The sequence below is a fragment of the Micromonospora yasonensis genome, assembly GCF_026013475.1.
GTDB classification, from domain to species: domain Bacteria; phylum Actinomycetota; class Actinomycetes; order Mycobacteriales; family Micromonosporaceae; genus Micromonospora; species Micromonospora yasonensis.
Window position 1 is genome coordinate 15,650 of record NZ_JAPDPH010000075.1, and the last position, 13,267, is coordinate 28,916.

At 70.1% G+C, this 13,267-nt stretch carries 12 protein-coding genes and 1 pseudogene; 4 read left to right on the forward strand and 9 right to left on the reverse strand.

What is annotated here, in order from left to right; genetic code table 11:
• Positions 1 to 55 precede the first annotated feature (55 nt).
• Positions 56 to 1,210, forward strand: a complete 1,155-nt coding sequence (locus tag ONA70_RS17270) for a glycoside hydrolase family protein (protein ID WP_265007466.1) — start codon at positions 56 to 58, stop codon at positions 1,208 to 1,210.
• 143 nt (positions 1,211 to 1,353) lie between these two features.
• Here the strand turns inward: ONA70_RS17270 and ONA70_RS17275 are convergent, their stop codons facing one another.
• The 3 genes and pseudogenes from ONA70_RS17275 to ONA70_RS17285 all read right to left on the reverse strand — a co-directional run bounded on the left by ONA70_RS17275 (position 1,354) and on the right by ONA70_RS17285 (position 2,572).
• On the reverse strand, positions 1,354 to 1,479 hold the full coding sequence (locus ONA70_RS17275) for a hypothetical protein (protein ID WP_265007467.1): 126 nt from the start codon (positions 1,477 to 1,479) through the stop codon (positions 1,354 to 1,356).
• A 102-nt stretch (positions 1,480 to 1,581) separates the two neighbouring features.
• Positions 1,582 to 1,979, reverse strand: a pseudogene (locus tag ONA70_RS17280) (aminoglycoside phosphotransferase); the annotation flags it as partial.
• On the reverse strand, positions 1,880 to 2,572 hold the full coding sequence (locus tag ONA70_RS17285; RefSeq protein WP_265007468.1) for a carboxymuconolactone decarboxylase family protein: 693 nt from the start codon (positions 2,570 to 2,572) through the stop codon (positions 1,880 to 1,882). The gene ONA70_RS17285 and the pseudogene ONA70_RS17280, both read right to left, overlap by 100 nt.
• Before the next feature lie 70 nt (positions 2,573 to 2,642).
• Between ONA70_RS17285 and ONA70_RS17290 the strand changes: the two genes are divergently transcribed.
• Positions 2,643 to 3,176 (forward strand): DUF5317 domain-containing protein, encoded by a 534-nt coding sequence (locus ONA70_RS17290; RefSeq protein WP_265007469.1) that lies wholly within the window; start codon positions 2,643 to 2,645, stop codon positions 3,174 to 3,176.
• A gap of 140 nt (positions 3,177 to 3,316) precedes the next feature.
• On the opposite strand, the gene ONA70_RS17295 is transcribed toward ONA70_RS17290, so the two are convergent.
• Both ONA70_RS17295 and ONA70_RS17300 read right to left on the reverse strand, forming a co-directional pair.
• The gene (locus ONA70_RS17295; RefSeq protein WP_265007470.1) at positions 3,317 to 4,474 is read right to left on the reverse strand and encodes a CapA family protein; all 1,158 of its coding nucleotides are present in this window, start codon (positions 4,472 to 4,474) and stop codon (positions 3,317 to 3,319) included.
• A 257-nt stretch (positions 4,475 to 4,731) separates the two neighbouring features.
• Positions 4,732 to 6,723, reverse strand: a complete 1,992-nt coding sequence (locus ONA70_RS17300; protein ID WP_406601202.1) for a heavy metal translocating P-type ATPase — start codon at positions 6,721 to 6,723, stop codon at positions 4,732 to 4,734.
• A gap of 82 nt (positions 6,724 to 6,805) precedes the next feature.
• Between ONA70_RS17300 and ONA70_RS17305 the strand changes: the two genes are divergently transcribed.
• Positions 6,806 to 7,171, forward strand: a complete 366-nt coding sequence (locus tag ONA70_RS17305) for an ArsR/SmtB family transcription factor (protein ID WP_265007471.1) — start codon at positions 6,806 to 6,808, stop codon at positions 7,169 to 7,171.
• A 172-nt stretch (positions 7,172 to 7,343) separates the two neighbouring features.
• Here ONA70_RS17305 and ONA70_RS17310 read toward each other — a convergent pair whose 3' ends face one another.
• From ONA70_RS17310 to ONA70_RS17320, 3 genes are all read right to left on the reverse strand, one after another.
• Positions 7,344 to 8,333 carry a BtrH N-terminal domain-containing protein gene (locus ONA70_RS17310; protein ID WP_265007472.1) on the reverse strand — a complete coding sequence of 330 codons (990 nt, stop codon included), beginning with the start codon at positions 8,331 to 8,333 and terminating at the stop codon, positions 7,344 to 7,346.
• The gene (locus tag ONA70_RS17315; RefSeq protein WP_265007473.1) at positions 8,330 to 9,187 is read right to left on the reverse strand and encodes a MerR family transcriptional regulator; all 858 of its coding nucleotides are present in this window, start codon (positions 9,185 to 9,187) and stop codon (positions 8,330 to 8,332) included. Before ONA70_RS17315 ends, ONA70_RS17310 begins: the two co-directional genes overlap by 4 nt.
• Before the next feature lie 255 nt (positions 9,188 to 9,442).
• On the reverse strand, positions 9,443 to 10,867 hold the full coding sequence (locus tag ONA70_RS17320) for a M1 family metallopeptidase (RefSeq protein ID WP_265007474.1): 1,425 nt from the start codon (positions 10,865 to 10,867) through the stop codon (positions 9,443 to 9,445).
• 496 nt (positions 10,868 to 11,363) lie between these two features.
• Between ONA70_RS17320 and ONA70_RS17325 the strand changes: the two genes are divergently transcribed.
• Positions 11,364 to 12,410: a M48 family metallopeptidase gene (locus ONA70_RS17325; protein WP_265007475.1), complete on the forward strand. Its 1,047-nt coding sequence runs from the start codon at positions 11,364 to 11,366 to the stop codon at positions 12,408 to 12,410.
• A 123-nt stretch (positions 12,411 to 12,533) separates the two neighbouring features.
• Here ONA70_RS17325 and ONA70_RS17330 read toward each other — a convergent pair.
• A partial coding sequence (locus ONA70_RS17330; RefSeq protein ID WP_265007476.1) for a peptidoglycan recognition protein family protein occupies positions 12,534 to 13,267 on the reverse strand: 734 nt, incomplete at its 5' end.

A 13,267-nucleotide genomic window follows, 5' to 3' on the forward strand; every position in this document is an offset into this window, starting at 1 on the left:
CGCACCGATCGTCCGGCGAGAACATCCCCAACCCCCGAAGCGGCAAGGAGACAGCATGATCAAGACGCCACTTGCCGCGTCGCTGCTCGCTGCCCTGTGCGCGGCGGCGATCGGTTTGTCCGCTGCGACCACGACGACGTTCAGCCGGTTCCTGAACAACCCTTCCGCGGCTGCGGCGCCCGACGATACGGCGGCCCGTTGCGGAGCCGGCTGTGCGCTGTTCCACAACGCGGCGGCCCTGCGCCAGCCGAAAACGTCACCGTTCCCCGCCGCCATCGGCTCGCACGCCGAAAGCACCTCGGTCATCTGGAACGGGCAGTACCTCATGTACTACCGGACGTTCGTGAGCCCCGCTGGGACCACCTGTCCCATTCCGCAGGGGGTGGCGCTCGCGACTTCCGCCGACGGCGGTGGCACCTGGACCCCGGTGAACGGAGGGCGCCCGTTGCCGGCCCTGCAGACGGTCCAGGACGGTCAGAGTTGCAATTTCGACGACAGCGTCCAGAGCACGTGGGTCTACGCGCCGGACGTTATCGCCGATGGATCCCGACTCGTCATGGTGTTCGAGCAGCGTGACCACAACCCGAACTACCTCGGCCCGGGGCAGGGGCGAAGCCTGCATTCCATTCGATACGTCACCAGCAACAACGGGCTTGACTGGTCGAACAGCACTCTTCTTGTCGGACCCGGAGCGGTTGGTGCGTGGGACGACGAAGTAGGGACACCCGATATCGAAAAGGACGGGACCGGCTACATCCTGACGTTTCACGGGCACGACTCAACCGGGCGTTTGAAGCAGACGCGCGCGGTGGTTCGGCTCGACACCCTGGCCGGCGAGTACACCGGGACCCGTTCAAAGATCATCCTGTCGCCGACCCCGGGCTGGGCCAACTATGGCGTCGGTATGGCGGACATGACCCGCGAACCGGACGGCTACTGGTACATGGTCTTCGAGGCCTTCTCGGGCGCCAGCGGATCCTGCGGTCGCACGGACACCAGCACGGTGGTCGGCATCGCCCGCAGCGCCGACGCCCGGACCTGGTCGGTGCGACCGGCGCCGTTGATCAGCGGCCGGGACGGGCTCAGTTGCGGTTGGGACATGCCATCCTGGCAGGTCCTCGGCGGTATTCGAGGCATCGTGACACCCAACGACCCGCCTGAGGGTGCCAGCCTGGTGCGCTGGGACATCATCGAACCGCCGTCGTCGTGATCGGAGGCGGTCGAGCAGGCAGGCGGGGCCAAGCCGCCGACACCCCCCAGCCGCTGGCCCCGCTCGACGCCATCGGCACCGACGAACAGGTGGGGCGAGAGTCGGCGGCGGAAGACATCAGACCACGCCCGCCTTTCCGGGCATCACGCGGTCCCGTCGCTGCCGCTGTGGCCCGCGTCCGACGCCGGGCTCGTCCGCTGGCAGGCCACGTCGAGCAGGTGGTCGAGAGCCGCCCGCGACCCGCCCGTCGCCGTGGCGATCGCCCCCATCGGGTCGGCATGAACCGCGACCGGCCAGGTCGTCGAAGACCGCGAGAAGGTCGGACACGAAACTTCTGCCGACGTCTGTCGGACGCAGTGGCGATCGCCGGGTCAGCGGGTTGTGGCGATGAGGCGTTGCAGGGCGGCGTGGGCGGGTGGGCCCCAGGTGGGCTTGCCGCCGGGGCGGCCGTGGACGCCGGCATCGCCGATGAGGATGCCGCCGACGGCTCGTGCCATCGCCCAGCCGCGGGCGCGGCGCATGGTGGCCGTGTCCGGGGTCGGCCGGTGCCGTCGGCGGTGAGGACGTTGGCCGGGTGCAGGTCGGCGTGGAGCCATAGCGCCGGGCCCGTCCATTGAGGCGCGGTGACAGCATCGTGCCAAACGGCGCGGACGGCGTCCGGATCGTTGATCAGCCCGCGCTCGGTGGCGGAGGCCAGCCCTTCGGCGAACTGGTCGGCGCGGTCGGCCAGTGGCCCGCCGCCGTCCCGCCCCGCGGGCGCGCCGCTGGGGTCGCCTGGACTTTGCGGCCGTAGGTGACGACTTCGCGGACGAGTCTGGGTGCCTTCTCGGCGAGCTGCGGATCTGGCTGTGCTCCCAGCGCGTCGTTGATGGTGGAGAACGCCAGCCGAAAGGCGATCCAGGTTGTCGCCTCGAAGATCTCCTGGTCGTTGAGGCCCGCGTCGCGTAGGCGGTCCACGTCAGCCTCGGTTGTGGCGTTCGGGTCTTGGACGACCTGGCGGGACCAACCGGCGAGTGCGGCCTCCCGCTCGGACAGGTCACTGTCAGCGCCTTGCAGCACTTTCGCGGCGGTTGCCTCGTCGCTGAGTTCGGCCAGCCTGGATCCCCACGCCAGTGCACAGTAGGCGTCGCCGCGGGCGGCGGCGGTGGCGGCGACCATCACGGCTACTTCCCTGGGCGACAGGCCTGACTCGGCCAGGAGGTCGGCACGCAGGGCCTGGAAGGACGCCAGCACGTCAGGTCGCCACGACCAGACACGAGTGAGGTTGTTGACGTAGCCGTCGGAGCTGAGATCGGCCTCGTAGGCGGCGGCCACCGCCGGGCTGTGCGGCGGATCGGAGAGGAAAGCAACGGGACGGTTCATAGGGCCAGCGATCCACGGTCTGGTCCTGCTCGTTGCGCGGCCGGCCGCTGGTGTCGCTCTCGGCTATCTCTTGGGCGGCCGCCTGTCCGGGTTCGGCGCGATCCGGCTGCGAGCGCTCTGGCTGGTGTGGCTGGCCGCACTCGTGCAGGCTGCCCAGTACTACGTGAAGGGCGTACGGAGCTTCATCGAACAGCGAGTCGGCGTGTCCATGCTGGCCATCGTGTTCGCTTTCACGCTGGTGTGGCTCGCTGTCAACCTCCGACATCGGCTGGTGGCTATCCGCATCGCCGGTGTGGTCATCGCGCTCGGCGCTGCTTCGAACGGTCTGGCCATCGCGCTCAACGGTCGGATGCCTTACGAACCCGCCGTGGCCGCCGCAGTGGGCCTGCGTCCGGGCCTCACGACGCCCAAGAACGAACCTGCCGACGCCAACACACGGTTGCCGTTCCTCGGCGACACTATCCCGATCGCACCGCTGCACAAGGTCATCAGCCCTGGCGATGTCCTGATCAGCGGCGGCGCCTGCGCGGTGGTCGTGCTGGCCATGTGCCGCCACCGGCGGGGACAACCTGTTCCGTCACAGACCGAGGGGGGTGAATCATGAGTCTGGCTATCAACTGGCGGCGCGTCATGTTGGGGATGTTCACGCTCGCATCGCTGGCACTGCTGCTCTACACCGTGGGCGCGCCGCTCACGGAGGGAAGCTAGACCCTCGCGGCGGCAGGGGCCACCGCCTACGCGTCGTCAGGAGAGAGCACGCAGCCCCTCCTCGAAGGCGCCGCGCATGCCCACGTACCCGTTGATCCGCTTCTCGATCTCGGCATAGTGCGCCCGCTGGCCGGCGGACACCGCCGGGTCCTTGGCGGCGCTGGCCAGGTTGACCACCCGAGCCGCCGGCCGGTATTCCATCCAGGTCGTCAGCACGCTCACGGCGGTGACCTCCCAGCTGCCGGAAGCGGTACGGGTGAAGGTGAACTCCGGCACCGCGGCGTCCTGCGTGTTCTCCGGCGAGCCGTCGTCGAACCGGGCGGTCAGGTTGCCCATCCCGTAGGCGACCCACTTCCTGCCGATCTTTTCGAACGGCTGCACCACGTGGACGTGGTGCCCGATGATCAAATCGATGTCGGGCGAGGCGAGCAGCTCCTGGGCAAGATCCAGCTGGTCGTCGTTCGGCGCGTTCTGGTACTCGGTCCCCCAGTGCATCGAGAGGATGACGATCTCCGCGCCCGCCGCTCGCGCCCGATGCGCCGCCGCAAGGATGGCGTCCCGGTCGATGAGGTTCGCCGCCCATCGCTTGCCCTCCGGCAGTGGGATGTCGTTGAAGCTCAGCGCGTACGACAGCTGCGCGACCTTCACGCCCGCCACGTCGAGGATGTTCGTCCGGGCCGCCTCCTCCGCGCTGCGGGCCGTGCCGGTGTGCCGCAGCCCGACCCGGTCAAGGTTGTCCAGGGTCCGGCTGATGCCCTCCATGCCCGTGTCCAGCGAGTGGTTGGACGCCGTGGAGCAGGTGTCGAACCCGGCCCAGGCCGCCGCGTCGGCCAACTCCGGCGGCACGCTGAATGCCGGCCATCCGGTGAACGGACCCTGCGGGTCCGCCAGCGGCGTCTCCATGTGACAGATAGCGAGATCCGCAGCGCTCACCCGGGGACGGATCGCACTGAGCACCTGGGTGAAGTCGTGACCGGTACGTCCCGCCGCCTGGGCGTCGGCGGCGGCCTGCTCGGTGAGCGGCGGATGTACCAACAGATCCCCGGCGGCCACCACGGTGAGCTGGTTCTTCGGCCCCGGGGCTGGCGCCGTGACGGGTGGGGCGGTGGGCGGTCCCGGAGTAACTCTCGCCGGTTCAGTGCAGGACCCGACCAGCAACGCCAGCATCGCCGCAAGGCCCAGCTTCATCCTCATCTGCGGAAGTGTTCTCAGCTCCGGTCTGCCAGGAAGGGCGAACGCGAGAGGACCCCTCCTAAGGGTGAGGGGTCCTCTCGGCTCCTCGAAGATCGCCGCCAACGGTGCCCTGTCCTGCGACCGCGACGTCGACCACCGCCTTGCGCAGCTGGGTCAGCTGCCCGGCGTGGTCGAACCCGGCGCGGTGCCGCAGCAGCAGCCCCGACAGACCGTGGCCGTGCAACCGATGGATTCGCCGCCGTCACGGGCGCCGCGACTCATGGCGCCCCTTCGGCCTGGGCGCGTCGCCACACGGAGGACGCGAGCAGGCGTAGGCCGTTGAGGCCGACGATGACGGTGGAGCCTTCGTGCCCGGCTACACCCAGGGGGAGGGGGAGGTGGCCGAACAGGTCCCAGGCGACCAGCACGGTGATGAAGGTGGCGGCGATGATCAGGTTCGCCTTGACGAGGCGGCGGGCGCGTCGGGACAGGGCGATGGCCGCGGGCAGGGTGGGCAGGTCGTCGCGGACGAGGACGGCGTCGGCGCTGTGCAGGGCCAGGTCGGAGCCGCCGCGGCCCATCGCGACGCCGAGGTTCGCGGCGGCGAGGGCGGGGGCGTCGTTGACGCCGTCGCCGACCAGCAGTACCCGGCGGCCGTCGGCCTGTACGGCGCGTACCCGGTCGACCTTGTCCTGCGGCAGCAGCCCGGCGTGCACGTCGGTGATGCCGGCTTCTGCCGCGAGGTGCCCGGCGGCGCCGGGGTTGTCGCCGGTGAGCAGGATCGGCCTGGCACCGGTGAGGCGGGTCAGGACGGTCACGGTGGCGGGGGCGTCGGCGCGGATGCGGTCGGCGAGGGCGAGCACGCCGGCGGGCGTCCCGTCGACGAGCACTACCACCGCCGTCCGCCCGGCGGCCTGTGCGTCAGCGCACACGGTCCGGGCCTGGGCCACGGCCGTGTCAGCGGCGGGGGGCGTGAGTTCGTCGAGCAGCGCGGGAGCGCCCACGGCTACCCGGCGGCCGTCGACCACGGCCCGCACGCCCCGTCCGGGTACGGAGGTGAAGTCACTCGCTGCCGGGATCGGCAGCCCACGGTCCCGGGCGGCCGCGAGGACAGCGGCACCGACCGGGTGTTCGCTGGCGTGTTCCGCCCCGGCGGCCAGCCGCAGCACCTCTACGGTGTGCGCGTCGCCGATGGGGTGGATGTCGACGACGCGGGGGTGGCCTTCGGTGAGGGTGCCGGTCTTGTCGAACGCCACCAGGTCGATGTCGGCGAGTTGTTCCATGACCACGGCGGACTTGACGAGCACCCCGTGGCGGCCGGCGAGAGCGATCGCGGACAGCAGCGGCGGCATCGTCGCGAGGACCACCGCGCACGGCGATGCCACGATCATGAACGTCATCGCCCGCAACAACGTCGACTGCAGGTCGGCGCCGAAACCCAGGGGGACGACGAACAGTGCCAGGGTGGCGACGACCACCGCGATCGAGTACCGCTGCTCGACCTTCTCGATGAACAGCTGCGTCCTGGCCTTGGTCGCCGACGCCTGCTCCACCAGTGCGACGATCCTGGCGATCACCGACTCGCCCGCTGCACGGTGCACCCGGACGACCATGGCGCCGGTGCCGTTGAGCGTGCCGGCGAACACCTCGTCGCCCGCCGTTTTGGTCATTGGCAGCGGCTCGCCGGTGATGGTGGCCTGATCCACCTCGCTGGCGCCCTCGACGACCACCGCGTCGGCGCCGATCCGCTCACCCGGGCGCACCCGCACCAGGTCACCGACCCGCAGATCGACCGTGTCCACCACCGTCTCGCCGCCATCGGCGTTCAGGCGCGTCGCCTGCTCCGGGGCCACGTCCAGCAACGCCCGCACCGAGTCGGCGGTGCGGGCGGTCGCGAACGCCTCCAACGCGCCGGAGGTCGCGAAGATGACAATCAGCAGTGCCCCGTCGAACACCTGCCCGATTCCCGCAGCGCCGAGCGCGGCCACGATCATCAGCAGGTCGACGTCCAGGGTCCGCTCGCGCAGCGCCCGCAGCCCGGCCAGGGCCGGCTCCCAGCCGCCCGCGGCGTAGCAGGCCAGATACAGCGCCCACCACACCGGCGCCGGCGCGCCCAGCAGTTGCGCCATCCCGCCGGCGGCGAACAGCCCGGTAGCGAGGGCCGCCCAGCGCACCTCGGTCAGCGCCCACGCCCGGGCAGCCAAACGCCGCGAGCCAGCAGCGATCGGCGCGGTGGCGGTCGGGCGGGATGAAGTCGTCGTCAGGGTCACGACAGCAAACAGTACCTGCATAGCTGTGCAGGTAGCTACTCAGGTGGGTATCTGAATATGCAGCCTCGGCTACCATTGGCGGGTGCACACCTCGCTGCCGGACTTTCAGATGCCCAACGACGAGCAGGTCCATCTCGCCGCCGAAGGCTTCCGGCTGCTCGCCGATCCCACCCGCATCAAAATTCTCTGGGCCCTGCTGCAGGGCGAGTCATCGGTCGCCTGCCTGGCCGAGATCGTCGGCGCCGCCCCCACCGCCGTCAGCCAACACCTCGCCAAACTCCGCCTGGCCGGCCTCGTCCGCGGCCGCCGCGAGGGCACCTTCGTGCACTACTCCGCCGCCGACACCCACGTACGGGCCCTGCTCGCCGAGGCCCTCTTCCACGCCGACCACACCGACCGCAACCTGCCTGAGCACAGCGACCCGCACAGCCACGCCATCACCCCGTAACGGGTCTCGGGCTTGGAGAGCGTTGGGACACCCGTTCCGGTCGCACCCTGCCGGGGCGAACTGGCCGGTCCGCCAGTCTCGCTCAGGGTGCCGTCAGCGAGATACTTCCCAGGCACTCGGCGTTGATCTTGGTTTGATCCCTCTGCGTCGGCGAGGAAAGATCGTTGGAGGATCAGGCGGTGTGAATGCCGGTCAGGATCTGCATGGCGCGATGTTCTCTGTCTGCGAGTTCGGTGAGGATCGCCGAGGCGCGGGCCAGGTGGTCTGGGTCGCCGGTTCCTCCGGCGGCCGTGATGTGGTGGGAGACCTCGGTCCATAGCGGGGCGATCTCGGCGTACAACTGATGACCGAGGCGGAGATTGTCGTCGTCGACGATGGTGGCGCATTCGGCGAGGAAGTCGCGGTACATGTTGCGGAACAGGGCGCCGCCGGTCCCGCCCCGTTCCATCAGCGTCGCGGCCAGGGGAAGGTCACGGGACGGGTCGTTTGAGCGGTCGAGCCACCGGGTCACCTGCCGGGCCGCCTTGGCGATGCCCCGGTGGCCGAGGTTCGCGATGGGTGGATTGAGGAAGGCGTGTGCGTTGTTGCCGATCGCCGCCCGGATGGCGTCGCCCAGATCGGGCCGGCCGGTGGGGCTGGCGACGGTGTAGGAGAGGTTGCGGGCGGTCATCGGTCCGCGCTCGTTGCGGGCTCGCTCCAAGCTCGCCAGCGTGGTCGTCACGGTGCCGCCCTGCTGGGCGGTGTCGATCAGGTAGGCGTGGCTGTCGTCGTAGCCGTACATGGCGACGAAGTGGCCCCCGAAGTGGACCTTCGCGGTGAAGTAGTCCAGGTGATAGCAGTCCAGTTGCAGGCCGACCGGGCGTTCGGCGGTAAGCGCGGCGGCGACGTTCTGCCAGGCCTTTCGAGGCGAGGCGGTCTCCTGGATGTGCAGCGTCAGGCCCAGCCGCTCGGCCACGGTCCGGCTGATCGCGGCCGGCTTGGTGCGTCCGCCGAGGAACGGAAAGTCCATGCGCTTGGCGTCCCAGTAGACGAAGGCCAGACCTTCGCCGAGGCCGAACAGCATGGGCTCGGACAGGTCGAGGCCCTCATGACGCAGCAGGGCGCCGAGCGCGGTGGTCTCGCAGTGCTGACCGGCGGGGAACGCCACATTCTCGACGATCATGTGGTTTCCTGATCCGCTGGTCGGGGTGGGCCGGACGGGGGTCGGACCGGCCAGGCGATCTCCGTGCGGAGCGCGGCGGTGGGTACGTCGGGCGCGGGCGGGACGAGGTAGCGCTCCTCGGCCGGGCCCGCGAGCACCTGGTCCTGCTCGGCGATCCAGCGCCCCAGCGACCGGTAGGCGGTTTCGATGTCGTCGTAGCCGCCCTCGTGGATGGTCGCGGCGAGCAGGCAGCCCGCCAGTTCCCCGGCCGCGATCGTCGCGGCCGGCCGGGGCGGGTGCGCCACCGGGGCGAACAGCTCCACTTCCAACTCCGCCGCGTCGAGGTCGTCGCTGAGGTAGCGAGCCCCGGCCGGCCCCGCCGGGGCGATCCCCTGCGCGGCGAGGCCGGCGAACAGCCGCGCGAAGCCGGGCCCCAGCGCCTCGGCCAGCCCGCTCAGCGGGGTACGCACCAGCATGCGGGCGGTGGGCTGGGCGGGCCGCCACCGTTCGTACACATGCAGCCAGCCCGGCACGCGCCCCGGCTCGGCCAGCACGGCCCGCAACCGCCCAGCGATCTCGTCCAGCCGGGCCGCCCGCGTGGCCACGCGTTCCCGGTGCCGCTCGATAACGGCGCGTGCCTGCTCCGGGGTGTCGGCCTCGAGGATCTCGGCGATCTCGGGCAATGGCACCTCCAGCTCTCGTAGCCGTCGGATCAGCCCCGCTCGGGGGAACTGGTCGACGCTGTACCGGCGGTAGCCGGTACCCGGATCGACCCACGCCGGGACGAGTAGACCCAGCCGGTCGTAGTTGCGCAGCGCGCGAACGGACAACCGGGTCGCCCGCGCGAACACCCCGACCGGCATCAACCCCGCCACCGGCGCCTCCAACGCCCTCGACCCTCCCCCTAGGAGAGGGTCAACCCCGGCCCGGGCCCTGCCGCACCGACCACGGAACAGATCATCACGGAACGGGCCTGGCGGCCACGCGCCAACCGTGCTCGGGTCGCACGCGCGGCAGCTCAACCTGTGGGCCGCGGGTCAGCCGGTAGCGGAAGTCGGGGGACCGTGGCGGCCAGGCGGCCGAGGACGGCGGTCAATTCCGGTTCGACGCTGTCGGGGCTCTCGCCCACGTCACCAGGTCGTCGGCTTGCCCTTCTGGAACAGCCACACGTCGAAAAAGGCCTTGAGATCCTGCCCGGATGCCCGCTCGGACAGGGCGATGAAGTCGGCCGTCGCGGCGTGGCTGTGCCGGTGGCTGCTCGCCCACTCACGCAGGATGCGGAAGAAGGTGTCGTCGCCGACCTTGCCCCGCAACGCGTGCAGGGTCATCGCCCCCCGGTTGTACGGGATGTTGCTGAACATGTCCTCGGGGCCCGGGTCGGCGAGGACGATCTGCCAGAACGACGACGACGGGGCTCGACCGTAGTTGCTGCTGCTGTTGAAGGTCTGGCTGACCGACGCGCCGCCGTTGTACTCGGTGTACATCCACTGGGCGTAGGTGGCGAAGCCCTCGTTGAGCCAGATGTCCGACCAACGCTCCGGGGAGACGCTGTCGCCGTACCACTGGTGTGCCAGCTCGTGCGCCATCGTGCCCACGCTCGCCGAGCCGGAGAAGACCGGTTTGGTCTGGGTCTCCAGGGCGTAGCCCACGTCCGGGGCCCGGTCGATGATCGCGCCGGTCGAGGCGAACGGGTACGGGCCGAACGTCGAGGAGAAAAAGTCGATCATCCTCGGGATCTGTGCCACCGCGGCGGCGGACCCGGCCACCTGCCGTGGGTCGACCGCGACGTACACGGGGATTCCGCTCGGCGTGGTCGACTCGGTGACCTCGAACTTGCCGATGGTGATCGTCGCCAGGTAGCTGGCCATCGGCTCGGTCGAGTCCCAGATGAAGGTGGTCCAGCCGTCCCGGGTCTGCTGCGAGAGGAGTTGTCCGTTGCCGACGGCGGTGAGGCCCTCCGGCACCTTCGCGGTGAACCGGAAGGTGGCCTTGTCGGTCGGGTGGTCGTTGGCGGGCAGCCAAGCGGGGGTGCCCTGCGGCTCCCCGACGACGAAGGCGCCGTCGTCGGTCGGCACCCAGCCCTCGATCGACCCGTCCGGGTCGGTGATCAGGCCCGGTACGCCGGCATACCTCACCACCACGGTGAACGCCTGCCCGGTCTTGAGCTTCGGGCGCGGCGTGACGACCAGTTCCTGGCCGTCCCGGGTGAAATCGTGCGCATGCCCGTCGACCGTCAGCGACGAGATCTCCGGGCCGCGGAAGTCCAGGTTGAACTGGTCGAGATCGTGCATGGCGGTCGCGGTGATCGTGGCGGTGGCGGCCATGAGCCGGGTCGCCGGGTCGTAGGAGAAGTTGAGGTCATAGTGCTGGACGTCGTATCCGCCGTTGCCCTCGTCCGGGAAGTACGGGTCGCCGACGCTCGCCGCACCAGCCGAGTAGCGGGGGGCTGCGGGGTCGCCAGGTGCTGCATCGGCCGAGCCGGGTGCGACCATTGACCCGACAGCCACCAGGGTGACCGTGGCCAGCGCGGCACCGCGCAGGCGTGGGATCGTCATGTGAATCCTCTCCATTGGACTGCCACGGCAGCGCCGGCCACCAGATCTGTACGTCCTATCCACCCGCACCGGACGCGAATGCGTCAAGGCCTGCGGGAAATCTCGCCTTCGCCGTTCGCCCGAATGTTGCCGCGGTTCTCGGGCATCCGCGGGATTGCCTTCTGAGGGCGCTCGGCGGTGCCCGATCCCGGGCACGCATTCCTGTCACTGCGATCTAGACTCCAGCCTCGTGCCGACGAAGACGACGACGCCGAGCAGGTGTCCGGCCTGTGCCCACGACCTGGTCCTGGTGGAGGCGGAGACGCTCTCCTGGTGCCCTACCTGTCTGTGGAACCTGGACGTGTACGACCCGGCCCAGGCTCCGTGGCGGGGCACCAGGATGATCGGCCGGTGGGGGTTCCGGCGAGGGCTGGAGCTCGACCGGGCGACGCATGAGGAGTTGCTGGCCGACCCGGAGGCACGCCCGGCTGGTACGTCGTCGGGTGAGGTCTGGCTGTTGGCGGTCTCCGTGGTGCTGGCCCTGCTGGGGTTGGCCGCTGCGGGCTACCTCGTCTGGCTCGTCGTGGCCAGCGACCTGCCGCCGGGGGTCCGGTTGGCTCTGGCGATCCCCGCTGTGCTTGTTCTGCTGCTGGTCAAGCCCTCGTTCGGGCGGGTGCCCAGGTATGGCGTGATCACCGAGCGCGAGGCCCCGCAGTTGCACGGTCTGGTGCGGGAGGTCGCCGATGCCGCGGGGACCCCGGTCCCCGACGTCATCTGTGCGGACCTGAGCCTCAACGCCGGTGTTGCCCGGGTGGGCTGGCGCCAGCGGTCGGTGCTTGTCATCGGGGTTCCCCTGTGGGTGATGCTGCCGCGGCCGGCCCGAGTTTCGCTCCTGGCCCACGAACTGGGCCACCTCGCCAATGGCGATCCGCTTCGGGTACGCAGGACCCTGCCAGCGAGGACGTTCGGCATCCGGGCAGTAGCGGCCACCGGTGGGCGGAGCCCCTGGCGGCGGGCCGTTCGCGCGGCGAACTCGCTGGCCGAGCAACGAAGTGGGACGATCGTCCTCCTCGGGATGGTCGTCCATGGGCTCCTCGCTCTGGTCAATGTCGCCGGCGCGACCGCACAGCTGCTCGTCGACAGCGTCGCGATGCCCGACAGCCGCCGCGCCGAGTACCGGGCCGATCTGATCGCTCGCCGGGTCGCCGGCAGCGGGCCCTTCCTCCGATCCTCCGAGACGGTCCTGCTTGCTGGTCGGATCTGGCAGGACTTGTGGCATCTGGCGCCCCGCATCGACGGCGAGCAGCTCGAGCCGATGGCGGCCGAAGCCCGGCAACGCCTGGCCGCCCACCTACCGCTGGCCCGTCAGCTCACCCGGCGAACCACCGATCTGTGGAGCACCCACCCCAGCGAAGACCAGCGAATGCGGCTGATCGAGGCCCTGCCCGGCATCGACGGAATCCTCTCCGTCGACGACATCCGTTGGGCCCAGATCGACACCGAACTCGCGCCGTGGCGCCGCGCCGCACACAACGCCCTCCTTGGCACCCGGGACCGTTTCTGAAGAACTTGCGCCACCAGGGCGGGCCTCGGGTGATCGCCCCGGTGACCCGCCCAGTCCCGGCTGTCCTCGTCCCTGGACGGCTGGCGGCAGCGAATCGTCGTGAAACCAGCCAGCAGGCGGCGTTCAGTGCTGGAAGGCCGAACGAACTGTGCCGCCGACAATCGCGCACCACGTGTCCACGTCGACCTTCCCATTGGGTACCAGGCCGTGTAGGCGCTGCATGTCCTGGACCGCCTTCATGGTGTTGTGGTCGAAATCGCCGGTCATCGTGACGTCGTCGTACCCCTTGCGGCCGAGCAGGTACTGCAGCGCGGTGACGGGAAGACCGCTGGCGTCCTTGTCGAGGGTCGGCACGAGCGCTTCCCAGGTGGCCGCGTCGAAGGTCGCGTCCGGGTCGACCCGAATCCCGTGGTTGGCTTGGAAGTCGGCCACGGCGGCATTCATGTCGTAGCCGAAGTCGCCGTTCGGGACCAGCGGGTACCCGAGATCCGCGAGCAGGTACTGCGCGACCTGAACAACCGGGCCGTCGACGAAGCGCCAGATGTCGGGCCACCGGCGTGCGGGGATGTCCGACTGTTGGGTGCCGAGTGCTGCCGCGACACGCGAGCGCACCATCGGGAACAACCGGTAGAAGGCGGTGCCCGGGCACTGGGTCGGGTAGAAGTCCCAGTGGCCGAAGATGTCCCATGGCTGCAGCCGGAACTGCTGGCACACCGCGGCGCACAACGTCACCAGCGAGTCGAGCAGTGCGTCCGGCGGCGTCTCGGTGATGTACGTGCCCTCGTTCTCGATCCCGATCGCGTTCCCGTTCTCGCCCGGGCAGTGTGCGGCGATGACCTGGTGCCCGCCCGTGTCGA

Bases quoted from the DNA above. Each gene is read 5' to 3' on its own strand.
- ONA70_RS17270 (WP_265007466.1), top strand. From the start codon at position 56: ATGATCAAGACGCCACTTGCCGCGTCGCTGCTCGCTGCCCTGTGCGCG.
- ONA70_RS17275 (WP_265007467.1), bottom strand. From the start codon at position 1,479: ATGGGGGCGATCGCCACGGCGACGGGCGGGTCGCGGGCGGCTCTCGAC.
- ONA70_RS17285 (WP_265007468.1), bottom strand. From the start codon at position 2,572: ATGAACCGTCCCGTTGCTTTCCTCTCCGATCCGCCGCACAGCCCGGCG.
- ONA70_RS17295 (WP_265007470.1), bottom strand. From the start codon at position 4,474: ATGAGGATGAAGCTGGGCCTTGCGGCGATGCTGGCGTTGCTGGTCGGG.
- ONA70_RS17310 (WP_265007472.1), bottom strand. From the start codon at position 8,333: ATGATCGTCGAGAATGTGGCGTTCCCCGCCGGTCAGCACTGCGAGACC.
- ONA70_RS17320 (WP_265007474.1), bottom strand. From the start codon at position 10,867: ATGACGATCCCACGCCTGCGCGGTGCCGCGCTGGCCACGGTCACCCTG.